Raw genomic sequence first — 25,144 nt, 5'->3', positions numbered from 1 at the left:
GAGCAACTCATCATGGTTTCAACTGAAGAAATTCTCGATTTATTATCGACTTTAATTCTGGACCTCGGCTCGATTCGGGAGCAGACGCAGGACAAGATAGACCGGGCGGCGATTAATAATCAAATCATGGCATTGACCAGTCTATGGCGGAAAATCGACGACGCTCGGGCCGGTGAAGGGAATGATGAATTGACGGAAGCGAAAACCACTTTGGAAGGAATCACCCAGGAACTGAAACAGGAAAAGAACAATTTGCAGAATGTGGCCAAGGTGATTTATCGCGCGGCCCAGGCTATTGCCGTGGCGGAAAAGGTTGTCAAATTAGTCGGCTGATCGAGCCTTTCGTGTCGAGTTGCCGCCGTTGCCGAGCCATGCTTACACCTGTCGTAAATCAAAATTCGGCGCCTCCTTAGACATTGCCGAAAATTGAAGTGCGATAAGTATAGTTGAGACGGTGGTGGAATAGCGCCGCATTCATTTTTTTACGTTTTGTGTTGATCCGGTTCGAAGACTGAAACGGTGGAGGTTAACAGTATGACTTTTCCGGGCAAAGCCTACATTGGGCTCGTGGTTTTATGTTCAACTTTATTGGCCGGCTGCGCGCCGAACATCATTTATCGCAGCGATTACGCCAGTTGCACGATCACCGATAACAATCCCTGCGATAGTCATTCCATCCAGCTTCATCATGCCGGCAGCGACCAGGAATTTTTGCTGGGTTTTGTCGAAATCGACGATCAGGGGCAGTTACGGGACCGCCTGCAAATGAACGCATTGATGGACAGCGTGTACCGAATGTCTTCCGACGACGATGTGTTGATCAATGTGTTTGTTCATGGCTGGCATCATAATGCCGCGCCGGGCGATAGCAATATCGAGGGTTTCAAGGAGACTCTGGCCAAGCTCAGCCAGATCGAACACGAATATGCAAAAGACGAACCGCGTAAGGTAATCGGAATCTATGTCGGCTGGCAAGGCGAATCGATCGATTTCCCCGGGCTGCGCTATGTGACCTTTTGGGATCGGAAAAACACCGCCGAGGATGTCGGTTATTTGGGCATTAGCGAGTTATTGTTGCGTCTAGAGCAAGTTACCCACGTTAAAAAAACTCAGCGGATCGAAGATGAAAAAAAACCTGGGCTTACGGATGCGGGTGATAACAGTTTGCAACAATCGTCCAGCCGGTTGGTTATCATCGGCCACAGTTTTGGCGGGGCGGTGGTTTACAATGCCGCTTCGCAGATTCTGGCCAGTCGTTTCGTCAACAGTAAAATCGGCAAAAGCTATGTGGGAGCGGTGGAAGGCTTTGGCGATCTCGTGGTCTTGCTCAATCCGGCGTTCGAAGCCACGCAATTTGCGCCGTTGTATGACTTGGCGCAATCGCGTTGCAGCTATCCGTTTTCCAAGCGGCCGCGCTTGGCCATACTGACATCGGAAACCGATTACGCTACTAAATACGCTTTCTGGGCCGGTAGGGTTTTTTCCACGTTGTGGGAAACGCATAACACCATCGAACGCGAGGAATGCGGCGGCAAGCGCAAATTAATCATGGATGAAGGCGAAGCCGATCGCAACACGGTGGGGCATTTTTCTCCCCTGTTAACGCATGAATTGAGCAAGGCTAAAGCGCAACGCGAGGTTGCCAAACCAAGGCCGCAGGAATTAGCGGCTTTGTGGCGGCAACAGAAGGAGGGCAAGGCGATGCGCTACGGTAACACCGAACTCACCCATTTAGGCAAGACCGAACTGCATAATCCTTATTTGAACATCTTGGTGCATAGCGATGTCATGGATGGACATAACGATATTTTTGGGGATGATCTGACGGATTTCATCCGCATGTTGATTTTGTTATCAACCCAGCGATGAGCAAGCATTTTGTCGATGAGCGTTCAATTTGGTACCATGGGAGATTAATTTTCTGGATGCCTTGGCAGGTTTTGCGGGCAATCTCTGATCGTTATGACGAGCGAATCGATTGAATACAAAAACTTCCGACTAGTCAAAACCTGGGAAAACAGGGTAAAAGTGATTGCGCCCGCCTTGCAAGGCGAACCGGAACGCGCCTATATATTTCAAATATTATTGAACAAAAGGCCGGAGATCCAAGAGTTGTTGATCACCGTGAAGAGCGGCGAAATCGACATCAAATTTGCCGCCGAATCCTTGTCGCGGGAACAGTTGCTTCTGGCCATGGATAATATCTTGGGCAACGTGGCGAAAAAATCCTCCGCGATCGACAAAAAGCAGTTGCCCGGCAATCCCGAAGAAATCGAATTACGGGTCGGCGGCATGAGCTGTCCGGCATGTGCTTTGTTGATCGAAATGGCGTTAAAAAAAGACGAACAGGTCGTCGATGCCAGCGCTGATTTGGATAGCAAGTTGGTCAGGGTTTTTGGTTCCCTCAGCAGAGAGCAGGTGATCGAGCGTATCGAAAAATTGGGATATAAACATATCGGCGAAGAACGATGAGCGAAGAAAGAATTATCGAATTGGAAATCAAACTGGCTTATCAAGAAGAATTGGTCGACACGTTAAATTCCATTGTCGCCAAGCAACAAACGCAGATTGATAAGTTGGAAGAAACCTGCAAACTGTTGCACGATAAAATCAACGCGCTGGCAGTAGCGGAGCCGAAAAAAAATCCGGTGCATGAAATTCCGCCGCATTATTAAATGAAGGTGAACTCATTCACATTTGTTATAAATTAATAAGTTATGGAGCCTTTCTAAGCTAGACTGTTAATTATTCTTGATTGACACGGAACATGAGCAAATGAATACGATAGCGATAGACGGAAAAATTTATAGTGAGCGGGATATTGTTAAGGAAAAGCAAGAATATGTCCGCTTGGAAGCGGTCGATTTATGTTTCGCCTTGCGCGCCCTGGTCAACGATCGCTCGGCTTTGGTCAGGCGCGCGGTGGCTCGGAAGAAAGTGGGTCATGAGCAGTTGGTTCATGATGAAAATTGGCGGGTCAGGGCGACGGTGGCTCAATATTGCGACGACGAGCGTCTGCTCGATATTTTGAAGAACGACAAGAACGATTTTGTCCGCTTCATCGTTGTTAAGCGCGGCCACGACCTGGAGCAATTTGTTCACGATGTCGATGAGGAGATCGCTTCGATCGCCCGCTACGGTTTGCAGCAACGGCGCTTGGCTGCGGCCTGACGCGTCTCAAGCTAAGCTGGAGCTATTTGAGTTCATCAGTTGGGTTATTCCGTTGTCGTGGATCATGGTGAGCGCCAGCGAGTTCGACTTAACCAGGTGGAACGCGATGGCGCTTTTTGTCGCATGCCACCAAATGGCGGTCTACATTAATTTTCATTCATTAATGAGTAGCTACGCGCGGGACATAAACTTTCCGGTGTCGCTATTGACCTTGATGATTTCCCCGGTTTGGATATATTCAGGAACTTGAATCTCCAGTCCGGTATTCAGTTTGGCCGGCTTGGTGCGATTCGTGGCGCTGGCGCCTTTCATCGCCGGCGGCGTTTCGACGATTTCCATCGTGATTGTGGTGGGAAGCTCTATGCCCAGGGCGGAGTCGTCCAATAACAACATGACGATGCCTTCCAGGCCTTCGGTCAGATAGGCTATTTGGCCTTCCAAATCGGCGGCGTTCAGGCTGTATTGGTCGTAGGTTTCCGAGTTCATGAAATGGTATTCCTCTCCGTCCTGATAAGAATACTGCACCATCACCCGGGAACAGTCCGCCTCCTTGAGAAAATCGTCGCCCTTAAAGGTTTCATCCAGTTTTTGCTTGGTTTTCATGTGGGCGAAGCGAATTTTATAGAGCGTCGACGCGCCGCGGGAAGTCGGGTTGCGGACCTCGATGGTTTTCACGGCATAGGGTTCGCCGTTGATCTCAACGGCCGATCCTTGTTTGAGTTCGCTGGCTTTTGGCAAGGTAATGTCCTCAATTCGTTGTTGGAAAAAAAGTTAAATGTGTCGTGCCGAGGAATTATATATTGATTCCGCGCCATTGTTGATCGATAAACCCGTAAAGCGGCCAGTATTGGTCTTTGTAACTCATTTTGCGGCATTGTTTTATCCAATATCCCAGATATAAATAATCCAGGCCGAGCTGTTTGGCATGCTCGATTTGCCACAATACGGCGTAGGTGCCGAGGCTATGGGAAGCCAGCTCAGGATCGAAAAAGGTATAGACGGCAGACAGGGCCTTATCCAATAGGTCGGCAATGGCGACCGCTGCCAGCTTGCCATCCAGGTGAAATTCGACGAAGAGGGTGTCGCACCAAGCGCTGCCGAGAAAAGTGATATATTCCTCGGGACTGGAATCGGCCATGCTGCCGCCGGCATGGCGCTGGTGTTGATAACGCAAATACAGGTCGTAATGGCGTTGATCGAAAGCGGCGGGTTTGACGATGGCGGTTGCCGATTGATTTTTCTTCAGACAACGTTTCTGCCGTCGATTGGCGTTGAACAAACGAACCGGAATCCTGACCGGAATGCAGGCTTTGCAGTGCTGACAGTGGGGACTGTAGACATCGTTGCCGCTACGCCTGAAACCTTGTTCGATCAGGCGCGAATAAATTTCGACGTTGAGCGGAAAAGAAGGATGAACAAAAGCCGTTTGCGCCGTTTGTCCGGGTAAATAACTGCATTCGTGCTGACCCGTTAGCAGTAGTGGAACGGAGATCATGTCGTTTGCCAAGCCTGTTCGGCCGGTGCCCGGTTACACAGCCGGCGTAGGTGTTGGAGAAAGTCCAACCGTGCAATCTCAATGGCTCCCAGGCTGACCAAGTGCTCGGTATGGACTTGGCAGTCGATCAGCCGGTAATCCCAGGCGATCAGATTGTTCACCAGGTGTACGAAGACCACTTTGGATGCGTCGGTTTGGCGGTGGAACATCGACTCCCCGAAGAACACCCTGCCGATGGCCAACCCATAGAGGCCACCAACCAGCTCTCCATCACGCCACGCCTCGATCGAATGGGCAATGCCTTGTCTATGTAACTGGTTGTAGGCCTGTTTCATTTCCTCGGTGATCCAAGTGCCGCTTTGACGCTCGCGCGGGGCGGCGCAGGCATCGACGACCGCAGAAAAGGCTTGGTCGAAACTGAGTTGGAAAATATTCTTCCTCAGTGTTTTTCTGAGGCTGCGGGAAACCTTTAATTGCTCGGGAAATAACACCAAACGCGGATCAGGGGACCACCATAGGATCGGTTCACCCGGACTGAACCAGGGGAAAATGCCATGGCGATAAGCGTTGACGATGCGCCGGGAAGAAAGGCAGCCACCGATCGCAAGCAGGCCGTCCGGTTCGCGCAAGGCCTTTTCCGGGCTGGGAAAAGGCTGTTCCGGTCTAAGTGGGTCGAGAACGGTCAGATTCATGTCGGTGACAGGGAACGGTTATTCAGTCGCTCCCTGAAAAAACAGTCAGGCTTTCTCCTCCAACTCATCGAGATACTTTTCCGCGTCCAGCGCCGCCATGCAGCCGGCGCCAGCGGAAGTGATCGCCTGTTTGTAATGGGCGTCCATCACGTCGCCGGCGGCGAATACCCCGGGAACGCTGGTGACGGTGGCATTGCCTTTGATGCCGCTATTGACGACGATGTAACCGTTTTCCATCTCCAATTGGCCTTCGAAGATGCCGGTGTTCGGCGTATGGCCGATGGCGATGAATACGCCGTGAACGTCGACTTCTTTAGTGCTGCCATCCTGCGTGCTTTTGATGCGCATGCCCGTCACCCCCATATCGTCTCCGAGCACTTCGTCGAGGGTATGATTCCATTCGATCACGACATTGCCGTTTTGAGCTTTTTCCAGCAGTTTGTCGGACAGGATTTTTTCCGAGCGGAATTTGTCGCGGCGATGCACGACGGTCACTTGGGAAGCTATATTAGATAGATAAAGGGCTTCTTCGACCGCGGTGTTGCCGCCGCCGATCACCGCGACCGGTTTGTTGCGGTAAAAGAAACCATCGCAGGTCGCGCAGGCGGAAACGCCCTTGCCCTTGAACGCTTCCTCGGAGTCCAGGCCCAAATACTTGGCCGATGCGCCGGTGGCGATGATCAACGCGTCGCAGGTATAGGAGCCGGAATCGCCGGTCAAGGTGAACGGACGGGCGGATAGGTCGGCGGAGTGGATATGGTCGAAAATGATTTCGGTGTCGAAGCGCTCCGCATGTTTGCGCATTCTTTCCATTAACTCGGGACCCTGCAAACCTTCGGCATCGCCAGGCCAGTTATCGACATCGGTAGTGGTGGTCAACTGCCCCCCCTGCTGCATGCCGGTAATCATGACCGGGTTTAGATTCGCTCTGGCGGCATAAACAGCGGCCGTGTAACCGGCCGGTCCGGAACCGAGAATTAATAATTTGCAATGTTTCGCATCAGCCATCGACGGCAACTCCATAAGCAGGTGGGTTAAATTTGACAATTATACGAATTATTGCTTGGCGAAAAAACCGTTTGCCCGTCATGGGAACGAATCAACCAAGTATGGGCGGTAGTAAAATCCGCTATTTCAGTGCGTTACGATTTAAGGTGAAATATATACTTAATCATCTATAATGATGTTTTATCAGATCTTTATTCGTTATTTAAAATGGTTGCTGTTATCGAAGAGAAAACCGTACGCGGATTGCGCGAAGTGGCGTTTTTGGCTTTCATCAGCTGTGCGCTGTTTTTTTTCATCGCTTTATTTACATTCGATCACGAGGATGCCGGCTGGACCCATAGCGGCTCCATGCAACATATCAACAATGCCTGCGGCGTCGTCGGCGCCTGGGTGGCCGATTTCGTGCTCAGTTTTTTCGGCTTGATGGCATTCCTGTTTCCGGTCATGATTTTGTGGCATGGCTATCTGGTTTACACGCAGGCCAAATTAAAAGGCAATAAATTCGTGCTGGCCATTCGCTGGAGCGGTTTTGTCGCCACGTTGATCTCCGGTTCCGCGCTATTTTATTTGCATCTGCTCAGGGTTGGGCTGGAGTTGCCCGGCAGCACCGGCGGCGTGCTGGGGCAAGAGATTGGCGATGCATTGGTCATCATGTTGGGGGATTCCGGCGCCACTTTGTTATTGCTGGCGATCTTTCTGGCCGGCATCACGTTGTTTACCGGCTTGTCCTGGTTCGCGTTGATGGACTTCGTCGGTAAATATTCGCTGACGCTGTGCGCGTTTCTTTATCGTAAGGCCATACAAGGTTGGCAGGGTTATCAGGACAACAAGGTTAGCCGTCCCAAACCGGCCGTAACGAAAAGCAAACCGCAGAAAAAAGCGAAAGTCAAAATCGCGCCGGTGGTCAAGGCCGTCGAAAGCAGCGAGCGGGCGAAAAAAGAAGCGCAAATCGACTTGTTCGATGGCGCGGATTTCAAGGGCGCATTGCCACCGTTATCGTTGTTGGAAAAACGCGATATCAAAGTCAAAGGCTATTCCCAAAGCGACCTGGAAGAGATGTCCCGGCAGGTCGAGGATGTTTTGCAGGACTACAATATCGTTGCAGAAGTGGTCGCCGTGCATCCAGGTCCGGTGATCACCCGTTTCGAACTGCAGTTGGCGGCAGGGGTGAAAGTCAGTCGTATCAGCGGGTTGGCGAAGGATTTAGCGCGCGGGTTGTCCGTGACCAGCGTGCGCATTGTAGAAGTGATCGAAGGCAAAAGCGTGATCGGTCTGGAAATCCCCAACCAAGAACGGGAAATCGTGCCGTTGCGGGATTTGCTGGCGTCGCGTAATTTCGAGAAATCCAGATCGAATTTGACGTTGGCGTTGGGCAAAGACATTGCCGGTGTCCCCGTCATGTCCGACTTGGGCAAAATGCCGCATGCCTTGGTGGCCGGTACCACGGGTTCCGGTAAATCGGTGGCGATCAACACGATGATTCTCAGTCTGCTGTACAAGTCGCGGCCCGAGGATGTGCGATTAATCATGATCGACCCGAAAATGTTGGAATTGTCGGTTTACGAAGGCATCCCGCATTTATTAACGCCAGTCGTCACCGATATGAAAGATGCCCAGAATGCCTTGCGTTGGGCGGTCGCCGAAATGGAACGGCGCTATAAGTTAATGTCCAAGGTGGGTGTGCGAAATCTGGCCGGTTTCAATCAAATGATCAGGGAAGCCGAGAAAAAAGGCCAGCCGATTCGCGATCCTTTGTTTCAATTGGAACGGCCTTTAGAAGAAGGTGAGGAATTCCCGATGCTGAGCACGTTGCCAAGCATTGTCATCGTGATCGATGAGCTGGCCGACATGATGATGATTGTCGGCAAGAAGGTGGAGGAATTGATCGCCCGCTTGGCGCAGAAAGCCAGGGCGGCCGGCATCCATCTGGTATTGGCAACGCAGCGGCCGTCGGTCGACGTATTGACGGGGCTGATCAAAGCCAATATTCCCACCCGGATTTCTTTCCAGGTTTCTTCGCGTATCGATTCGCGCACGGTTCTCGACCAGGGCGGCGCGGAAGCACTGCTCGGTAACGGCGACATGTTGTTCCTGCCGTCCGGAACCAGCATTCCGTTGCGGGCCCATGGGGCTTTCGTCGACGACAACGAGGTGCATCAAGTAGTGGAATTCTTGAAAAAAACCGGCCCCGCCGATTATTTGGAGGAGATTACCCAGGAACGTAGCGACAGCGGCGAGATTGCCGGTAGCGAAAGCGTCGACGCGGAAATGGATAGTTTGTACGACGAAGCGGTACAGTTCGTTACCGAATCGCGCAAGGCCTCGATATCCAGCGTACAACGCCGCTTTAAAGTTGGCTACAATCGCGCTGCCCGCATGATCGAGGACATGGAGGCGGCCGGTGTCGTCAGTGCACCGGAGGGCAACGGTAGCCGCGAAGTATTGGCGCCGCCGCCACCGAAGGATTGATGTCGTGAATGAATATATTGCGGTGTTATTGGGGATGTTGTTGCTGGCCGCGTTTGGAGGCTGGTTCTTCAGTTCCCGCAAGCCGGTTGAAAAGCCGGTGAAAGTAATGTTATTCGTGCTGTATTTCTGGGGCTTGGCGTTTGTACAGATCGCGTTGCTGGCCTTGGGGTATTTTCTGTGGACGGAATAGTCCTGAGCCGAGTGGTTTGCGCGTCACGGCTTGTATTTGTCGCTGGCAAGGTCGGCAGCGGGCCGTATTTTTGTTTTACCTGACCGGTCTCATCCCTTACAATTCAGCAGTGGTTCATTAACTAATAATAATACCTGGAGGAGAGTATGTTCAAAATTCGCTTACTGGTTTCCGCGTTGGCGTTGACCGGTTCCATGGCGGTCAATGCCGCAGAAGCATTGCCAACTAACGCACCCGCACCGGCCGACAACCCTACCACGCCTGAAAAAGTCGCCTTGGGACAAATGCTGTACCACGATCCACGCTTGTCATCCAGCGGCACGGTATCTTGCGCCTCCTGTCATAACACCATGCTGGGCGGTGACGATAATCGCGGCGGCTCCGTCGGTGTTGGCGGCCAAGTTGGCGGGCGTAGCGCGCCGACGGTCTGGAATGCCGCTTTCAACAAAGTGCAATTCTGGGACGGCCGTGCGGCTAGCCTGGAAGAGCAGGCGGCCGGTCCTGTGACTAATCCGATCGAGATGGGCATGAAAAGCTGGGATGATGTGGTTGCCCGCTTGAAAACGATAGAAGGCTATCAAGTTGCGTTCGAGAAAGCCTTCGGTAAGGGCTCCATTTCCAAGGACAATGCGACCAAGGCGATTGCCGCTTACGAAAGGACCTTGATCACGCCGAACAGCCCTTATGACAAATATGTCAAAGGAAGTAAGTCGGCCATGACCGAACAACAGGTTCGCGGTATGAATAAAGCGGTCGAATTGGGGTGTACCAGCTGTCATAGCGGTCCGGCCTTTAACGGACCGGGCACCTTCCAAAAATTCCCTGTGATCGATAACGGCTACTTCGAAGCGCAGTATCACTTCAAGAAGGATAAAGGTCGCGCCGAAGTGACCGGTAAGGAAGAAGACGAAAACTTCTGGAAGGTACCGACGCTGCGTAATGTCGCTTTGACTGCGCCGTATTTCCACAACGGCAAGGTTAAAACGCTGGATAAGGCGGTTAAACTCATGGCTAAACTGCAGTTGGGTAAAGACTTATCCGATGAAGATGTCGCCGATATCGTCGCATTCCTGAATGCGCTGACCGGTGAGTTTCCAGAGCAAAAAATGCCGCATTTGCCGCCTCAAGCGGGTACAACTTTCAACTAATTTGGGAAGATGCGCTGCACAGTCGCAGCGCATTCTCTTTAGAGTAATAAAGAAGGAGGACTTTGATCCTCCTTTTTTATTGCTTATTGATTTTGATAAATCGACAGCGCCGTTATGCGCTGATCAATCAGCAGCAGCATATTTTGATAGGCCGGGCTGTAAATGGAGACGTAACGTTGCTGGAACTGTTGCAGGGTCATGCGTTCGGGCAGATCCCGCACATCCGGCATAAAGGCCTGGTAGTCCTTGATGTCATGCATGGCTTTTTGCATTTTTCTGGCGCTTTCCGGCGAAGCCGTGGCGATCTGACCGAATTTGAGCCCGGCCCGGTCGCCGGCCAGGTCGATAAAACTAAAACCGCTGCCGCCTTGGGCGTCGTTTAATTCCTTTTCCTGTCCCAGCATGTGAGCCAGCGTCGTGGCGCCAGTGGCCGCCAGCGCGGCGGAGGCCACGAAATGTTTGGCGATGTCGATGCGTTTATATAAAAAAACCGGATAATATTTGCTTGTCGTCAGTTTGATCGGCAGGTACGAACTCAGCTCGTCTCTGTTGACATAGGTACTGACGGCGATGAGCAGGGCGCGATTTTCCTCGACCGCATCGGCCTCGGTCGAACGCTGATAAGCGGCCAGAAACAAGGGCTGCATGATTTCGGCTAACGACAGGCGCCATTTCGGATCATGTTGCAAGATAACCTGGTCGATCAATTGTTGATAGAAAACCAACGATTGATAACTTTTATTTTCCAGCAGCGCGGCATTGTCGGCGGCATCCTGAAAGGTGGTCAAGAAGGTGATGCTCAGTTTGTCGGGTTGAATCTGTATCGTACTGATGTGTTGCGTCGCCAAAATGTAATATTGTTTCAGCGGCGTATAGTTGATGATGCTTTCGATCAACTGTCCGGCAAATTCGTTAGCAACTTTAATGCGGCCGATTGTTAAGTCCTTGATGACCGGGAAACCGTACATCTTGCTGAGGTTAAAAGTCATGTTCAGATAAGGGCCGAACAAATTGGGCGGCAGGGTCAGCGTGATGGCGAAATTAAGCGAGTCATGGTCCAGGCTGACCTCGGTGGAGCTCTTCAGCAAGTGATTGAATAAATAATTGCTCGCGATATTCAGGTCGTTTTCGTTCAGTTCGAAGGTCCTGAGCCGTTCCGCGTCGGTGGACGAGAAATTCAGGATCTGCTTGGCGCGCTGAATATCGCTTTGAGTCAGTTGCCGACTCGAGGTGTTCATAGGGCGGTCGGAAACCGCTAGAAACACAATGGCGGCCAGCAGGGCTGGTGGAGCCGCCAGAAAGAAGAACAGTATTCTAAGCGGCCGAAGCATTTAATGGAATTCGAGTTTGAATTTTGCGACGTTCAGAAAGGAGGCTTCCAACTCCAGATCCGTTTGGGTCAACGGGGCCTGATCGAGCCAATTTTCCTGGAATTGCAAATGAATGGTGTTTTTTATGAACGTGATGCGGAATTCCGGGCAAGGGCTATGGCGGTTTCTGTGGAGCAGGACGGCCAGTCGCAGAATGATGGCCAGTATCGGCGCGCATCGGTCCCAGGGGGCATGCAAGTTTTCGAAACGCGACAAGGAGAATTTCTTGCGATGGCTGCGGACTATCGTGGCGAGCAGAATTTGATCCTGGCGCGAGAAACCGGCAAAATCGCCGTTCTCGATGATATAGGCGCTGTGTTTGTGGTATTGGCTGTGGGCGATGCTTTGGCCGATTTCGTGTAATTCCGCTGCCCATTCCAGAAATTGAAGACATTCCTGGTTATCAATACTCAGGCAGGGATGTTTCGATAACTGCCGTACGATGTTACGGATAGTCTGCTTGAGGTTCTCGGCATGGCGCAAATCGGCGCGGTAGTGCTCGGCGATGGTTCGACTGGTTTGCGAGCGGATATCGTGATCGTAAATTCTGCCCAGCAAATCGTGGATCAGGCCTTCGCGTAGCGCGCCGTCGGAAACGGTCATTTGTTCGATGCCCAGGGCGCGAAAAGTGGCGTAGACGATGGCAACGCCGCCGGTAAAAACAGGTAGGCGTTCGCTGCTCAGTTCCGGAAGGTTCAGCTCATCGATATGTCTGCATTTGCCGATATGGGCAACCAGTTGCTCCAATCCGTCTATGGTGATGCCATTGTTGCTCCAGCCGGTGGCCTGCAGCACGTTGCTGATGGCTTTCAAGCTGCCTGAAGCGCCGATCGCCTCGTCCCAATTGGAGCGATTGAATTTTTGTTGAAAAGGCTCCAACCGTTGTTCGCCCAACAGCGTCGCTTTTTTAAAGGCTTTTTTCGACAGTACGCCGTTCTTGAAAAACATATTGCTGAAGGTCACGCATCCCATGTGCAGGCTTTCCTTGGTATGGGCGACATTATTGCTGCCGATAATATATTCGGTGCTGCCGCCGCCGATGTCCATGACAAACCGGTTGTTGGCATTACTGCCCAGGCTGTTGGCGACCCCTTGATAGATCAGTCGAGCCTCCTCGATACCCGAGACGATGTGGATGGGATGGCCGAGCGCTTTTTCCGCCTTGGCGATGAATTTACGCGAATTCCTGGCCGTGCGCAATGTATTGGTGCCGACGATACTGACGCTGTGGGGAGGGAAATTGCGAATCCTTTGGCCGAAGCGTTCCAGACAAGCCAGTGCCCGTTGCTGGGTTTCTTGGTCCAGGTTTTTGTTTTCGTCCAGGCCGGAAGCCAAGCGCACCATCTCTTTCAAGCGGTCGACGGTTTGCAGTTTGCCGTCTTTCAGGCTGCAGATTAGCATGTGAAAACTATTGGAACCGAGGTCTACGGCGGCAACGCTGCTGGGTAATTGTTGAGGCAAGGTCTTGTCCTGTTTTATCTACGAGGGTTTTAAGTTTCTGATAAAATTACAAGGTTTTTATCGCGTCCATTTGCGGGGGCTACTGTACCGCATTTAGGCTATTCCGTTAAGTATAACGTACTGTATGAATGCTTTATCAATCAAAAATCTGAAGAAAACCTATAACAATGGTTTTACCGCCTTGAAGGGAATCGACCTGGAGGTGGAAAGCGGCGATTTTTTTGCTTTATTAGGACCGAATGGCGCCGGCAAATCGACAGCCATAGGCATCATCAGTTCGATGGTGACTAAAAGCAGCGGTTCGGTCAGTATTTTCGGCCATGACCTGGATAAAGAGAACGCCCGGGCGAAAAGTTGCATTGGCCTGGTGCCGCAGGAGATCAATTTCAATCAGTTCGAAACGGTCAGGAACATCGTGCTGAACCAGGCGGGTTATTACGGCATCCCGCATAAGGATGCGGTGGTTCGAACCGAGAAATGCCTGAAACAAATGGATTTGTGGGACAAGCGCAATAGCGTCTCTAGGCGTTTATCCGGCGGTATGAAGCGGCGGGTCATGATCGCGCGGGCTTTGGTACATTCGCCGCGTTTGTTGATACTGGACGAGCCCACCGCCGGGGTCGATATCGAAATACGCCGCTCCATGTGGGACTTGATGCGGGAGGTCAACAAGCAGGGCACCACGATTATCCTGACGACGCATTATTTGGAAGAAGCGGAAAGCCTGTGCCGTAATATCGCCATCATCAATCAGGGCCAAATCGTCGAAAAGTCGGACATGAATAGTCTGTTAAGCCGTATCCATATCGATCACTTCGTGTTGAATCTGGCTCGGCCGCTGGATAAGGCGCCGCGCATCGACGGTTATCATATCGAACTGTTGGAACCGCGCGTGCTCGATGTCGCGGTTCCCAAGGATAAGGGACTTAATCTGTTGTTCCAGAAACTCTCGGAACAACAGATTTACGTCCTCAGCCTGAAAAACAAATCCAATCGTCTTGAACAGTTGTTTATGGATCTCGTGCAATGAATTATACCATCGCTTTTCGCACCATCGTCACAAAAGAGGTGCGCCGCTTCACCCGCATCTGGCCGCAAACGCTGTTGCCGCCGGCGATCACCACCTCATTGTATTTTCTGATCTTCGGCAAACTGATCGGCGACCGCATCGGCACCATCAACGGCGCCAGCTACATGGATTACATCGTGCCCGGCGTAATTCTGATGTCGGTGATCAGTCATTCCTATGCCAACGTCGTATCGTCGTTTTATTCCACCAAATTTCAGCGCCATATCGAGGAGTTGCTGGTCGCGCCGGTGCCCAATTGGGTGATCCTGGGCGGTTATGTGTGCGGCGGCATTGCTCGCGGCGTGCTGGTGGGTATCGTGGTGGCGGCCATTTCGTTGCTGTTCGCCGAGGTTAAGGTGCTGTATTGGGGGGTCGCCATCGGCGTATTCATACTGACCGCCACGTTGTTCGCCTTGGCCGGTTTCATCAACGCGATTTTTGCCGACAGCTTCGACGATATCTCCATCATCCCCAATTTTATTCTGACGCCGTTAAGCTATCTGGGCGGCGTGTTTTACTCGGTGCCGATGCTGCCGGATATCTGGCAAACCATTTCCTTGGGCAATCCCATTCTTTACATGATCAACGCCTTCCGTTTCGGTTTGATCGGGGTTACCGACATTAACATCGAAATCGCCTTTGCGATTACCGGCGGTTTTATCTTATTTCTGACGCTATTCAGCCTGTTCCTGTTGCATAAAGGAGTGGGGATCAAGAATTGAAGAAAGTTTTCGGGCTGATATCAAAATGCAGTGACATCAAAGCCCGCGTTAGACGTCGGCAACTCGAAGAGTCAAAAACGGCAAAATACGGTTCAGGCCTATTGAGGCTCGACTTTATAAACCTTACCGCCTTTCAGACACCAAGTTCCAAATTGGTTTAGAAGTCATGTCAAACGCCTTATCAGTGCTTTGCACCATTCGTGGGCGTGTACTGCACTAAATCTGTGCAAACAAGGCTACTTTATTGCCGACTCATATTCTCTTATCAATCGAAATTTGTTGTTCATCCAAAACTTATATACTAAAACTGCTTATCGGCCGCCTAAGGGAAATTCGGCATGACTATTGCTTTAAACTGTGTTTTTTATGATGCCAAGCTAAACCAATAATCGGATTATTCCTAAGGAATTCTGATTGATTACTATTTTCTCGAGTGCGGTGATGTGCGGCCAAAATCGATCAAGTTTGATCGTATTTTCGTTGGCCGAACGTTAAGAAATTCGGAATGGATTGGTTCCGCGCTACCTTAGCGATGCGAATTGGATAATTCAACAGAAATGACCAGACAACCTGGCGAGAGATTGCTCGGTTTGGTTTCGGCATCCAGTTGCTGACTAATCGATTTACTGAATACTCAAAACCGAAGCGATACAATGATGCAGACTTTCTTAGAACAGCATTCCGATACTCTCATGCAAGCGATGCCATTGGTGCGTAATTATGAAAAACGTTTGGCTTCGTTGAACGATTGGTGGGGCAAAATCGCCCTGATCGGAAAAATCAATAGCTACAACATTGCTTCCACGATCCTCGATGACATGCAGAGGACCAAGGATAAATTCGGGGAGTTACAGAAAAAACTGACCCATAATCTGCTGTTGGAAAACCTGCAAAAACTGAGGTTGGACAATGCTTCCAAGGCGCAAGTGGCGATCGATATCCTGATCCGTAATCTTTTCGAACGAACCGCGGATGTCGGTTTTCTAGCGACCGATGAGGACATTCGCTCGTTTCTATCGAATGAAGAAGCTCGCAATGCGTATCAGGATTTCATAAACCGGCGACTCGAGGAATATGTCAAAAAATATTCCGTCTATGACGAAATCATTATTTTCGACCTCGAAGGTAATGTCAAAGCCCATCTTGACGGGAACAATCCTATTCGGTATTCGAACGATCCGTTGCTGCGGGAGACCTTGAATAGCAAGGCGGAATATGTCGAAACGTTCCGTTACAGCGATTTACAGCCCGGGAAACAGAATTCGCTGATTTATTCCTGCAAGATCACTGCGACCAACGATCCGGCGTCGCGTCCTTTAGGCGTCATGTGTCTTTGTTTTCGCTTCGAAGACGAAATGGATGGCATCTTCAAGAAACTAATGTCCGACAACGATAGTGGGATATTGATGATTTTGGACGAGCATGGCAAGGTCATCGCCAGCAGCAACAAAAATCAGATTCCTTTATCCGCTACGATCAAGACCGATAAGCCGTTAAGCATCGTGACTTATAAGGGGCAAAAATATGTTGCCAGCAATTGCAAGACCAACGGTTACCAGGGGTTTTATGGTTTGGGCTGGCAGGGACAGATGATGACCCCTTTGAGCCAAGCCTTCGATACCGATATCAGAAAAGAAAGCAAGCGCCATAATTATTCGGAAATTATCAGCCAGGCCAGTCATTTTACCCCCGAGCTGAAAGAAATCCGTAGCGCCTCCATCGACGTCAACACGGATTTGAGTTTGTTGGTGTTGAACGGTCAAATCACTTCTGCCCGCAAGAATGCGGCCGAGTTTATGCCTGTCTTGGAAGCGATCAAGCAAATCGGGACGGACATTGCCGATATTTTTACCGAATCGGTCGATTCGCTACAGGAAGTGACAGTCATTTCATCGCACCTGGACAACGCCGGCTTCCTAGCAGCTCTGGCGGTCGATATCATGGATCGAAACCTCTACGAACGAGCCAACGACTGCCGCTGGTGGGCGTTGACCACCGAATTCAGGCGTTTATTGCAGCAAGACGTCTTGAGTTCGGTAGACAAACAGCAAATAGCCAATATTCTCGAATACATCAACGCCTTGTATACGGTTTACACGAATTTATATGTTTATGATAGAGAAGGGGAAATCGTGGCCGTGTCAAACAAAAGCGCACAACATATCATAGGCCAGCGGTTGCCGGAACAAACCGCGGCCTATATGGCATTATCCATCAAAGATTCGCAGCAGTATGCCGTTTCTCCTTTCGTCGAGTCGGAGTTTTATCATAACCGTCATACCTATATTTACAATGCCTCGATTACTCATTTAAACAACAGCAATGACGTGCTCGGCGGCATCGGCATAGTTTTTGACAGCGAGCCCCAATTTCGTTCGATGTTGGAAGATGCCCTTCCGCGCAATAAACAAGGTCATTTGGTCGATGGTTGCTTCGCACTTTTCTGCGACCGCCAACAGGACATCATCGCCGTGGCCAATGATAGCGAATTGAAGGTGGGTGAGCGGCTGACTCTGCCGGAACGTTTTTTCCAATTGAAAAATGGCGAAAAAACCTCCGAGATCATAGAATTCCGGGGTAAAAAATACATTTTCGGCGTCGCCGTCTCGCAAGGTTACCGGGAATTCAAATCGACCGACAATTATCGCAATGATGTATTGTGCCTGCTGTTTATTCCGTTCTGATTTCTCAATTGCTCAAGTTTTCTTCATCGATTGAGTTGGAAGAAGCGAGGCAATTCACAGCATCGGATCACTACTGCCCGGTTAAAAAAATCGCCATAGTCTGAATAGACTAAGTGACTTGAATTTAAGATAAAATAGCTGTTTACGAGACACCGTTTCGCAGCAGAAACGAAAACCTGATAAATCGACCTCTGCCATGCAGTTAGAGATTCAATTTGGTGAATCGGACACTAGTGATATTGAATGTTTCAAATCCGGCTAAAAGCGGCCGATTGATCGTTTCAGCGCAATGATCGAACAAAGGAAAGCTGTCGTTGAATTCTGAATGTCGTGTGTGGTGAGTGCGCGAACCGCACCATTCAAGATCAATGCAGTGTATGTCGTTTACCGCATCCTTGTGAGTTGGGTATCGGACATGGATTGACTTATATAGTTTGTTTAGTGTAGAAGTCATGAGGCATATCTGTATAATTTGTCAATGCGTCTCTGAGACGGCTGCTTGCAGTCCACTGGGTCGGAGCGAGGTATATTGCCGTTTATCCAGGTTTATTAGCGGAAACGGGCCAAAGCGTCCAATTAGCGCATGGATGTGTTTAGGCGCCGGGGTAGTCTATGTGACGCCAGCCAAGGCTGGGCAACCGCCGGGTTGAGAGAAGAACGAATGAACAAGAAGGGGAGTGATTATGGCATCACGTCTGTTGGGCGCAATCAGCGCCTGTTTCTTTATGTCGATAGCGCAGTCCGCCCAGTCAGCCATTGCGCCATTGCAAATACGCCTCGGCGGCGCGGCCTACTACGACCCGAACCTTAACATTACATGGGCGGCGGATTCCAATATCAACGGACTGATGGATTGGAACGCCGCGAATACATGGGCGGCTAACCTGACCATCAGTGGGGTCAGTGATTGGCGCTTGCCAAGCGCCGATGTCAATGGAGATGGAGCAGTGGTCGATTGCAATGGTGGGGGCGTCACCGGTTGTGCCGATAATGAAATGGGCTTTCTTTATTGGGAAGAAGGGATCACAACGATCAATCCCGGTCCATTCTCTGACGTACGATCGGGCGTTTACTGGATTGCTACAGAATCCTCGTCAGATTTGAGCCGCGCGTGGGCACTTGGCTTCAACATGGGCCAACTGGCAACCAACAGCAAAACAGGGAGCAACTATGCCTGGGCGGTACATGACGGAGACGTTAGCGCCGTTCCGGTGCCTGCAGCGGCGTGGTTATTCGGCACTGCTATGGTGGGCATGCTGGGCGTGGCGAGGCGCATGCGCTGATGCTCGGTTATTCAGGGTCGTAAGCTGGATTTTACAATGGAAAACCCAGCGTTGCCGTTGTTCCTGATTTTGTTCGATTTAGTTTGGTTCGGCCCCCCAATCTTTGCCGAAAATCCCTAATTTAACCCAACGCCGAAAGGATGAATAAGGCCTTTATGCCTTGCGGGTAAATATGCCACCTTAGTTACGAGTCCATGTTTTTCATGGCTGGAACACATGATCTCTTGAAAATCGATTATTACAGGTTAACCAGGTCAAAGAAATCAGGCCAAGCAAGCTCTTGACCACCTTGCCAACAATGGGGCCTCTCTAACCGGTGGATGCGGTGGCGGGCCAGACGTTCCCCCTTCAGCGAAACAAGATTTCGTCGGGCGGTATCGTACCATTGGCCAGAAGTGCCGCGCCGACACCTTGATGGTTTTAATGATTTTGCCCAATAGGAACGAAATATCATGCAGTATTCAATTCAACGGCAATTGTCCGTCGCCATCGAAAACAAGCCTGGTCGCCTGGCGACCATCGCCAGACTGATGGCGAATCAGGGAATCAATATCCGTGATCTTTGCGTGATCGATAATATCGAACAAGGAGTGATCCGGTTGATTCCCAGCGATCCTGAAGCCTGTAGAGCGGCGCTGCAGCAAGCGAATTATTTCGTCATCGAAGCCGACGTTCTGGTGCTGATACTCAAAGATAACCCGGGACAATTGGAAAGCGTTTGTCATGCATTGGATAAAGCGGGGGTCAATATCGAGTATGCTTACGGCAGCGAGGATGCGCGCGAAGAGGAGGAGCGCATCGTCTTCAAGGTTTCGAACATGGCCGAGGCGATCAAGGCCATGTCGGAATTGGAAAATTAGGTTATGGCGAAGACGATGGTAGGCGGAATAGGGATGCTGCCGGCCGGCGCCTTGGGAATGAGTTTTTTTTATCATCTGACCAAGCGATTGCAGCATCTCGACGGTCATGTTTATTTCGTGGAAAGAAGCGGTTCCAGAAGCGCCAAGGCTTTGCGGGCACAAGGCGAATGCCTTGTTGTCGACGATGCCGGCATTCACCACCTTGCTACCTCGGCATTCTTCAAATCAGATTTGCAATCCTGCTTTGCCGACGGTTGTTTGCCTGAAGTGCTCTTGGTTTGTCCGAATCCGGACCAATTGACCGGCGTTATCGGTAATTTGGTTAAGTTGTTGGAGTGCATTCAGCAAGCAGGGCTTTTGTCGGCTAAAGAATTGCCTTTTCCGGTCATCGTTCTCTGTTCGAACGGCATTTATTTCCAGCGCTTGCGTTCGCTGTTTCTGGAAAAACTGGAAGAGTCCGTGTTGTTTGGTCGGTTGCCCGATTTGTGGCCCGAACTAATGCCGCAAATTATTGGCCGCATACTTCGCGGTGTTACCTTGCAGACGGGCGTTCGCGATGGCGCGAATGGCGTTTCGCTGTATCGTCCCGGACCGTTAGGTATGACGCAGGTCGCTGGCGGAGAACCGCAGGTAAGGCGGCGCTGTTGCCAACTTTTGCAACAGCGGGGAGGCTGGTTCGAGCAGGCGGACCATGACTCGGCCACCCGTCTGGAGTTCGACAAGGCAATGATCAATCTTTCCACCAATCTATTGGGACAAATTCATGGCATTGATAACGAAGGGCGTTTTAGGCCTCTATCTATCAAGGACATGCTTCATGGACCACAACTGGAGGAAATCAGGGAATTATGCGGTTGGGTATTTCGCATAGGCCAGGCGGTAAAAGCCTATGACATGGAGGATGATTTCGAGGAAAGATTCAAAGCGTGCATGGATAGCCTTTATCGGCACCAAACGCATGTTCCTTCCAGCGTACAATGGATCGGCTTGCATTACCAAGCAGGGACTTTGGAGGCCAAATTAACTCCGACCGAAGCCTGGTTACTTGGCCCGCTCATACGCTATGCCCGTGGCGCCGATCTGGAAGAAGCCGCTCGCTATTTCGAAGGGTTGAAAAACAGCTTGTTAGAGAAACTGAGAAAAGCCGCCGGAAGGCAGAATGCGGCCATTAACCATTGAGCGGAATATCGCAAGGTGTGTAGGTTAAAGGGGCGATAAAAAACTGGTCTTGCTTTGCCTGCCTCGATATTTTATGTCGATTAAGGCTCCAAAATCTCTTTCAATCCTTCCGGGTCTTTGATCTCGATCAGCTTGTTTTTTACCCGAATCAAGTCGTCCTGTTGAAATTTTTTCAATAGGCGGCTGACGGTTTCCAGCGCCAACCCCAAATGGTTACCGATTTCCTGCCGGGTCAGCGACAGGGTAAAGGCGGAAGCCGAAAACCCCCGTTTTTTCAGGCGATCCCCCAGACTGATCAAGAAATAGGCCAGGCGCTCTTCCGCGGGTCTTTTACTCAACACCAATTGGTCTTTGTCGATATTGACTTTTTCGCCGGTGTGGCGGAACAACTCGCGCGTCAGGCCTGGCACATTGCGGAACAGCTCATCCAGGTTGGAGGCGGGCAAAATACAGAAGCTAGTCGTTTCCAGGGCGATGGCGGAACATTGGTGCAGGTCGCTGGACAGTCCGTCGAAACCGAGCAGTTCGCCGGGCAGTAGTATGTTCAGGATATGCTCGTTACCATGCGGGTCGTTGGCTACCAGTTTGGCGCTGCCGGATTTGATCGCCAGCACGCCTTTGAAATTATCGCCTTCGTGGTAAATGAATTCCCCGCGTTGTAGCGTTCTCCTCGCTTTCACGACCCGGCTGATATTTTCGATTTCCTGTTGCGACAAGCCGCGCGGCAGACAGATTTTGTCCAGGCCGCAGTTACTGCAACTGACTTGATGATGCATGGGTAAGTCCTATTCCCGTTATATAAGGGTGGCAATTATACAGCAATAAATAAAAACGGCGCAGCATCAGACCATCAAGCCGGCGAGCGGCAGCACCGTGATTCGTTCTCCCGCTTCGATATCGCTCCTGTCATGCTCCAGGATAATGAAGGCATTGGCACGGCTCATCGAACGCAGGTCGGCCGAGCTTTGTTTGCCAGTCGTCTTGACTTGCCATTCGCCGTTAGGGTTCCGCTCGATGATGCCGCGCACCACTTCGGTTCGCCCCGGTTTTTTGCGGAGATGTTCGCCGCTGATGGCACTAAAAGAGGGGGCGAGGGGCTTTTCGCCGATGCCCAGCATTTTTTCGATGGCGGGCAGAACGAACAGATAAAAGGACACCAACACCGCGACCGGATTGCCGGGCAGGCCGAAGAAAATGCAGTCATTGAGTGAGCCGAACGCCAGCGGCCTGCCGGGTTTGATGGCGACTTTCCAGAAATCGATTCGGCCCGAGGACTGCAGGACGGTTTTGGTATAGTCGGCATCGCCGACCGACACGCCGCCCGAGGAAATGATCAGATCGGCGTATTGGCTGGCGGCGTTGAACTCTCGCATCAGTATAGCCGGATCGTCAGCCAGGATGCCAAGGTCGCTGATTTCGATGTCGGCTCGGGTCAGGGCCGCTCGCAGGCTGTGACGGTTGCTGTCGTATATGCCGCCGTTGGCGCGTCGTTCGCCGATGGCATAAAGTTCGTCGCCGGTGGACGCGATGGCGATGCGGAGTTTGCGCCTAACCTTGATTTCGGCTATGCCGAGGGAGGCCAGTAGGCCGATATCGGCCGGAGTCAGCCATTTTCCAGGTTTAAGGACAGCTTCGCCTTGCTTTATGTTCTCGCCGGCCCGGCGAATATTTTCTCCGGCGCGATGCCGATGACCGATTCGGATCGTGTCGTTAACGACATTCACATGTTCCTGCATGAGCACAGTATCGGCCCCTTCGGGTATCGGCGCTCCGGTGGTGATGCGTATGCACTGGCCTTCTTGTAGGAGTCCGGTAAAGGTTTGGCCGGCGTAGACATGGCCGATGACCGTTAACTCCCGAAAACCTTGATCGGGAATGTCGCCGCTGCGGATGGCGTAACCGTCCATCGCCGCATTGTCATGGCAGGGGATGTCGAAGCGCGCGAAGACCGTTTCATGCAGGGTTCGGCCGCAAGCTTCGCTTAAGTCGACTTGCTCATAGGCCGAGATAGTCGATACGGCGTCCAAGACATTGTGTAACGCCCGATCGACGGGTAAGGCACCGGACTCATGGTCATCTACGCAACTGGGTTGTTGAACTATCATGGTTATTTGATGAAATGATCTTTGGAATCGCTCAGTTGTTGATTGTCCAGCCAGCTGATGGTGATTTTATCGCCCGATTGCGCCTCCTTTAACAAGAATGTGAAAAAAGGGTCTTTGGCGATACCGCCACCTAAATTGCCGGAAATAATCACCCGGTCGTTATGTTTCACCGTTATTTCCTGGATGAAATGAGCCGGGATCAATTCGCCGTTCAACTGATCTAGATTGCGGCCGTTTTCCATCGGGTGGGCAATCAGGGTTCTGATTTGAATGCCGTCGTGCAAACGCTTGCTGCGGATTTTGATGCTCGATTTCTTAGCCACCGCAGCCTCCTACGCTGACTTTTACGGTACGGCTGGCGCGCAATAATTGTTCGCCGGTGTCGGCTATGACGATGACATCGCTGCTTTCCGCCATTTTGATGCGGGCCTTGAGGTAAACGGCGACGGCAGGAGAGAGAGCAAACTCGGCGACCAATGGTACCGGGTTTTTTTCCGCCAATAAGTAAACTTTGCCGATGTTGTCGAGATCGCTTTTGATCGTGACCGGAACGTTGGCACCATTTTCCGCCGTTTTCGGTGCCTTGATCGTAATTTGGTTGCTATCGATGATTTCACGGTCATGAAACAGTGTTTGCAAGGTTTGTTCGAGATTAGCGGTGGCAAAATCATCATGCGGCCATTGGGCCATGGCAACCCCCGGTTTCAGGAGGCCGGTTACGGCAAATACGCTGAAGACGCCCCACGAGGCGCTGTGCTGTAAAAACTGTCTACGGCTGTAATGCATATTGTCTCCCCGCGAGGTCATTGTTCGAACAGGCGTTGATAAGAACGGGCCGCTTGTTCCGGGTCGTCGTCAAAGACTCCGCCTATGACGGCCAGAAGGTCGGCGCCGGCTGCCAGCAACTGATCGCCGTTGTCGGGCAGGATGCCGCCGATAGCGACGATCGGTACGCTAATCGACCGCTTGGCGCGGCGCAAAGTTTCGATATGCGCCGGGGACGCCAGAGGTTTCGAGGTGGACGGAAAGAAACGGCCGAAGGCGACATAATCGGCGCCGGCCTGCTGCATGGCTAGGGCCTTGTCCAAGTCGTCGTAACAAGATACGCCGATGATGGCATCTTGGTTCAAGCGTTGGCGAGCGGTTTCTATGCTTTCGTCTTCCCGGCCCAGGTGAACGCCGTCGGCGCCAATGGCGGCCGCCAGCTCGATGTCGTCGTTGACGATCAATGGCGCGTGGTATTGATGGCAAATCTCCAGCAGTTGCGTCGCCAAGGCTTTGGCGTCTTCAGGGTTCTTGTCGCGGTATTGGACAACCACGGCGCCGCCTTTGAGTGCGGCGGTCACTTCAGCGATGATCGTGGTGGCGGATTTGTTTTCAGTTTGGGTAATGACGTAGAGGCCGCGGTGGGGAAATTTCATGCGTTTTCCTCCATCCAGAACAATCGATTAGGGTTGAACTGGGCTTTGCCTGGCCGATAGGCGGCCTGCAAGGCATGCCAGGTGTATTCCTGGGCTTCGGCAATGGCGGTAAATGGATCCAGGCCATGGGCGAGCAGGGCGGCGATGGTGCTGGCCAGCGTGCAGCCGGAACCATGATAGTGCTGCGGCAAGCGTTGCCAATTAAACGTTTCTTGTTGCTGATCGGGCATGAACAGGCGGTTATGGACTTGCTGCGACTGCTCGTGTGTGCCGGTAATCAGGACGAAGTCGGCGCCTTGGTTTTGCAGTTGTTGGCCGCACAAATTCAGGTCGTCTCGTTGGGCGAGTTTGCGAGCCTCTTCGCTGTTCGGGGTCAGTACCGTGGTCATCGGCAATAATAATTGCACAATGCTGTCGACCAGGGGGGCGTTGCTTAGTTGTTTACCGCCTCCGGCTGCCAGCACCGGATCGAGAACAACCGGCAGGCGAGGGTATTCGGACAAAATGGAATGTATTGCCGCTACCGTTTCATGGTGGCCGAGCAGGCCGATTTTTACTGCGGCGATCGTGAAATCGGACATCAAGGTTCGCGCCTGGTCGATGATGTCCTGCGGTTGTTGCGGAATCAGTTTTTTGACGTTGCGGCTATCCTGTTCGGTCAATGCGGTTATGACGCTGCAAGCATGGCATTGATGGCTGATCAAGGCTTCGATATCCGCTTGAACGCCGGCGCCGCCACTGGGGTCGTGGCCGGAAAAAGATAAAACGACGGGGCGATTTTTATGCATGCGATAGAAATTTAAAAGGAAAAAACGGC

At 51.5% G+C, this 25,144-nt stretch carries 26 protein-coding genes; 14 read left to right on the top strand and 12 right to left on the bottom strand.

Annotated features, from left to right (window positions below; translation table 11 throughout):
- Window positions 1–12 precede the first annotated feature (12 nt).
- The 5 genes from EP25_RS0108170 (at window position 13) to EP25_RS0108150 (ending at window position 3,171) form a co-directional block, all read left to right on the top strand.
- On the top strand, window positions 13–333 hold the full coding sequence (locus EP25_RS0108170) for a hypothetical protein (RefSeq protein ID WP_031433415.1): 321 nt from the start codon (window positions 13–15) through the stop codon (window positions 331–333).
- A 201-nt stretch (window positions 334–534) separates the two neighbouring features.
- Complete coding sequence (locus tag EP25_RS0108165; protein ID WP_031433414.1) at window positions 535–1,869, top strand: hypothetical protein; 1,335 nt, start codon at window positions 535–537, stop codon at window positions 1,867–1,869.
- Between the two features lie 93 nt (window positions 1,870–1,962).
- On the top strand, window positions 1,963–2,472 hold the full coding sequence (locus tag EP25_RS0108160) for a heavy-metal-associated domain-containing protein (RefSeq protein WP_031433413.1): 510 nt from the start codon (window positions 1,963–1,965) through the stop codon (window positions 2,470–2,472).
- The gene (locus EP25_RS0108155) at window positions 2,469–2,675 is read left to right on the top strand and encodes a SlyX family protein (protein ID WP_031433412.1); all 207 of its coding nucleotides are present in this window, start codon (window positions 2,469–2,471) and stop codon (window positions 2,673–2,675) included. The genes EP25_RS0108160 and EP25_RS0108155 overlap by 4 nt, the downstream gene beginning before the upstream one ends.
- 100 nt (window positions 2,676–2,775) lie before the next feature.
- Window positions 2,776–3,171: a hypothetical protein gene (locus tag EP25_RS0108150; protein WP_031433411.1), complete on the top strand. Its 396-nt coding sequence runs from the start codon at window positions 2,776–2,778 to the stop codon at window positions 3,169–3,171.
- Between the two features lie 171 nt (window positions 3,172–3,342).
- Here EP25_RS0108150 and efpL read toward each other — a convergent pair whose 3' ends face one another.
- The 4 genes from efpL to trxB are packed head-to-tail and all read right to left on the bottom strand — an operon-like array spanning window position 3,343 to window position 6,366.
- Window positions 3,343–3,909: an elongation factor P-like protein EfpL gene (efpL, locus tag EP25_RS0108145; RefSeq protein WP_031433410.1), complete on the bottom strand. Its 567-nt coding sequence runs from the start codon at window positions 3,907–3,909 to the stop codon at window positions 3,343–3,345.
- 55 nt (window positions 3,910–3,964) lie between these two features.
- A complete protein-coding gene (locus EP25_RS0108140; RefSeq protein ID WP_031433409.1) occupies window positions 3,965–4,666 on the bottom strand; it encodes an arginyltransferase in 702 nt (233 codons plus the stop codon).
- Window positions 4,663–5,358, bottom strand: coding sequence for a leucyl/phenylalanyl-tRNA--protein transferase (aat, locus tag EP25_RS0108135; protein WP_031433408.1), 696 nt, complete (start codon window positions 5,356–5,358; stop codon window positions 4,663–4,665). Before aat ends, EP25_RS0108140 begins: the two co-directional genes overlap by 4 nt.
- 45 nt (window positions 5,359–5,403) lie before the next feature.
- Complete coding sequence (gene trxB / locus EP25_RS0108130) at window positions 5,404–6,366, bottom strand: thioredoxin-disulfide reductase (RefSeq protein ID WP_031433407.1); 963 nt, start codon at window positions 6,364–6,366, stop codon at window positions 5,404–5,406.
- A gap of 207 nt (window positions 6,367–6,573) precedes the next feature.
- On the opposite strand from trxB, the gene EP25_RS0108125 reads away from it, so the two are divergent.
- From EP25_RS0108125 to EP25_RS0108115, 3 genes are all read left to right on the top strand, one after another.
- Window positions 6,574–8,835, top strand: coding sequence for a DNA translocase FtsK (locus EP25_RS0108125; RefSeq protein WP_031433406.1), 2,262 nt, complete (start codon window positions 6,574–6,576; stop codon window positions 8,833–8,835).
- Window positions 8,836–8,839: 4 nt separating this feature from the next.
- On the top strand, window positions 8,840–9,025 hold the full coding sequence (locus EP25_RS23240) for a hypothetical protein (protein WP_152555620.1): 186 nt from the start codon (window positions 8,840–8,842) through the stop codon (window positions 9,023–9,025).
- Window positions 9,026–9,171: 146 nt separating this feature from the next.
- A complete protein-coding gene (locus EP25_RS0108115; RefSeq protein ID WP_031433405.1) occupies window positions 9,172–10,173 on the top strand; it encodes a cytochrome-c peroxidase in 1,002 nt (333 codons plus the stop codon).
- Window positions 10,174–10,256: 83 nt separating this feature from the next.
- Here the strand turns inward: EP25_RS0108115 and EP25_RS0108110 are convergent, their stop codons facing one another.
- Both EP25_RS0108110 and ppx read right to left on the bottom strand, forming a co-directional pair.
- Complete coding sequence (locus EP25_RS0108110) at window positions 10,257–11,504, bottom strand: hypothetical protein (protein WP_031433404.1); 1,248 nt, start codon at window positions 11,502–11,504, stop codon at window positions 10,257–10,259.
- Complete coding sequence (gene ppx / locus EP25_RS0108105) at window positions 11,505–13,004, bottom strand: exopolyphosphatase (RefSeq protein ID WP_031433403.1); 1,500 nt, start codon at window positions 13,002–13,004, stop codon at window positions 11,505–11,507.
- A 124-nt stretch (window positions 13,005–13,128) separates the two neighbouring features.
- Here ppx and EP25_RS0108100 point away from each other — a divergent pair, with 124 nt between their 5' ends.
- The 6 genes from EP25_RS0108100 to EP25_RS0108070 all read left to right on the top strand — a co-directional run bounded on the left by EP25_RS0108100 (window position 13,129) and on the right by EP25_RS0108070 (window position 20,801).
- On the top strand, window positions 13,129–14,034 hold the full coding sequence (locus tag EP25_RS0108100) for an ABC transporter ATP-binding protein (RefSeq protein WP_031433402.1): 906 nt from the start codon (window positions 13,129–13,131) through the stop codon (window positions 14,032–14,034).
- Window positions 14,031–14,795, top strand: coding sequence for an ABC transporter permease (locus EP25_RS0108095; RefSeq protein WP_031433401.1), 765 nt, complete (start codon window positions 14,031–14,033; stop codon window positions 14,793–14,795). Before EP25_RS0108100 ends, EP25_RS0108095 begins: the two co-directional genes overlap by 4 nt.
- A 656-nt stretch (window positions 14,796–15,451) precedes the next feature.
- On the top strand, window positions 15,452–17,479 hold the full coding sequence (locus tag EP25_RS0108090) for a cache domain-containing protein (RefSeq protein ID WP_031433400.1): 2,028 nt from the start codon (window positions 15,452–15,454) through the stop codon (window positions 17,477–17,479).
- A 683-nt stretch (window positions 17,480–18,162) separates the two neighbouring features.
- Window positions 18,163–18,762: an Lcl domain-containing protein gene (locus tag EP25_RS0108085; RefSeq protein WP_084190988.1), complete on the top strand. Its 600-nt coding sequence runs from the start codon at window positions 18,163–18,165 to the stop codon at window positions 18,760–18,762.
- Window positions 18,763–19,214: 452 nt separating this feature from the next.
- Window positions 19,215–19,622, top strand: a complete 408-nt coding sequence (locus EP25_RS0108075) for a hypothetical protein (RefSeq protein WP_031433398.1) — start codon at window positions 19,215–19,217, stop codon at window positions 19,620–19,622.
- Between the two features lie 3 nt (window positions 19,623–19,625).
- Complete coding sequence (locus EP25_RS0108070) at window positions 19,626–20,801, top strand: hypothetical protein (protein ID WP_152555619.1); 1,176 nt, start codon at window positions 19,626–19,628, stop codon at window positions 20,799–20,801.
- Window positions 20,802–20,881: 80 nt separating this feature from the next.
- Here the strand turns inward: EP25_RS0108070 and EP25_RS0108065 are convergent, their stop codons facing one another.
- From EP25_RS0108065 to thiD, 6 genes are all read right to left on the bottom strand, one after another.
- Window positions 20,882–21,577: a helix-turn-helix domain-containing protein gene (locus tag EP25_RS0108065; protein ID WP_031433396.1), complete on the bottom strand. Its 696-nt coding sequence runs from the start codon at window positions 21,575–21,577 to the stop codon at window positions 20,882–20,884.
- Between the two features lie 66 nt (window positions 21,578–21,643).
- Entirely contained in the window at window positions 21,644–22,906 is a 1,263-nt protein-coding gene (gene moeA, locus EP25_RS0108060) for a molybdopterin molybdotransferase MoeA (protein ID WP_031433395.1), read from the bottom strand.
- A 2-nt stretch (window positions 22,907–22,908) separates the two neighbouring features.
- Window positions 22,909–23,229: a thiosulfate oxidation carrier complex protein SoxZ gene (gene soxZ / locus EP25_RS0108055; protein ID WP_031433394.1), complete on the bottom strand. Its 321-nt coding sequence runs from the start codon at window positions 23,227–23,229 to the stop codon at window positions 22,909–22,911.
- Entirely contained in the window at window positions 23,222–23,692 is a 471-nt protein-coding gene (gene soxY, locus EP25_RS0108050) for a thiosulfate oxidation carrier protein SoxY (RefSeq protein WP_031433393.1), read from the bottom strand. Before soxY ends, soxZ begins: the two co-directional genes overlap by 8 nt.
- Window positions 23,693–23,709: 17 nt before the next feature.
- Complete coding sequence (gene thiE / locus EP25_RS0108045; RefSeq protein WP_031433392.1) at window positions 23,710–24,327, bottom strand: thiamine phosphate synthase; 618 nt, start codon at window positions 24,325–24,327, stop codon at window positions 23,710–23,712.
- A complete protein-coding gene (gene thiD / locus EP25_RS0108040) occupies window positions 24,324–25,115 on the bottom strand; it encodes a bifunctional hydroxymethylpyrimidine kinase/phosphomethylpyrimidine kinase (RefSeq protein WP_031433391.1) in 792 nt (263 codons plus the stop codon). Before thiD ends, thiE begins: the two co-directional genes overlap by 4 nt.
- Window positions 25,116–25,144: the final 29 nt, after the last annotated feature.

It is taken from the genome of Methylomarinum vadi (genome assembly GCF_000733935.1).
GTDB classification, from domain to species: Bacteria; Pseudomonadota; Gammaproteobacteria; order Methylococcales; family Methylomonadaceae; genus Methylomarinum; species Methylomarinum vadi.
The sequence above is the reverse complement of the archived record's forward strand: the minus strand, read 5'-3'. Positions and strand labels throughout refer to the sequence as shown.

Coding starts and splice junctions, on each gene's coding strand:
- EP25_RS0108170 (WP_031433415.1), top strand. CDS start 13: ATGGTTTCAACTGAAGAAATTCTCGATTTATTATCGACTTTAATTCTG.
- EP25_RS0108165 (WP_031433414.1), top strand. CDS start 535: ATGACTTTTCCGGGCAAAGCCTACATTGGGCTCGTGGTTTTATGTTCA.
- EP25_RS0108160 (WP_031433413.1), top strand. CDS start 1,963: ATGACGAGCGAATCGATTGAATACAAAAACTTCCGACTAGTCAAAACC.
- EP25_RS0108155 (WP_031433412.1), top strand. CDS start 2,469: ATGAGCGAAGAAAGAATTATCGAATTGGAAATCAAACTGGCTTATCAA.
- EP25_RS0108150 (WP_031433411.1), top strand. CDS start 2,776: ATGAATACGATAGCGATAGACGGAAAAATTTATAGTGAGCGGGATATT.
- EP25_RS0108140 (WP_031433409.1), bottom strand. CDS start 4,666: ATGATCTCCGTTCCACTACTGCTAACGGGTCAGCACGAATGCAGTTAT.
- aat (WP_031433408.1), bottom strand. CDS start 5,358: ATGAATCTGACCGTTCTCGACCCACTTAGACCGGAACAGCCTTTTCCC.
- trxB (WP_031433407.1), bottom strand. CDS start 6,366: ATGGCTGATGCGAAACATTGCAAATTATTAATTCTCGGTTCCGGACCG.
- EP25_RS0108125 (WP_031433406.1), top strand. CDS start 6,574: ATGGTTGCTGTTATCGAAGAGAAAACCGTACGCGGATTGCGCGAAGTG.
- EP25_RS0108115 (WP_031433405.1), top strand. CDS start 9,172: ATGTTCAAAATTCGCTTACTGGTTTCCGCGTTGGCGTTGACCGGTTCC.
- EP25_RS0108110 (WP_031433404.1), bottom strand. CDS start 11,504: ATGCTTCGGCCGCTTAGAATACTGTTCTTCTTTCTGGCGGCTCCACCA.
- EP25_RS0108100 (WP_031433402.1), top strand. CDS start 13,129: ATGAATGCTTTATCAATCAAAAATCTGAAGAAAACCTATAACAATGGT.
- EP25_RS0108095 (WP_031433401.1), top strand. CDS start 14,031: ATGAATTATACCATCGCTTTTCGCACCATCGTCACAAAAGAGGTGCGC.
- EP25_RS0108090 (WP_031433400.1), top strand. CDS start 15,452: ATGCAGACTTTCTTAGAACAGCATTCCGATACTCTCATGCAAGCGATG.
- EP25_RS0108085 (WP_084190988.1), top strand. CDS start 18,163: ATGGCATCACGTCTGTTGGGCGCAATCAGCGCCTGTTTCTTTATGTCG.
- EP25_RS0108075 (WP_031433398.1), top strand. CDS start 19,215: ATGCAGTATTCAATTCAACGGCAATTGTCCGTCGCCATCGAAAACAAG.
- EP25_RS0108070 (WP_152555619.1), top strand. CDS start 19,626: ATGGCGAAGACGATGGTAGGCGGAATAGGGATGCTGCCGGCCGGCGCC.
- EP25_RS0108065 (WP_031433396.1), bottom strand. CDS start 21,577: ATGCATCATCAAGTCAGTTGCAGTAACTGCGGCCTGGACAAAATCTGT.
- moeA (WP_031433395.1), bottom strand. CDS start 22,906: ATGATAGTTCAACAACCCAGTTGCGTAGATGACCATGAGTCCGGTGCC.
- soxY (WP_031433393.1), bottom strand. CDS start 23,692: ATGCATTACAGCCGTAGACAGTTTTTACAGCACAGCGCCTCGTGGGGC.
- thiE (WP_031433392.1), bottom strand. CDS start 24,327: ATGAAATTTCCCCACCGCGGCCTCTACGTCATTACCCAAACTGAAAAC.
- thiD (WP_031433391.1), bottom strand. CDS start 25,115: ATGCATAAAAATCGCCCCGTCGTTTTATCTTTTTCCGGCCACGACCCC.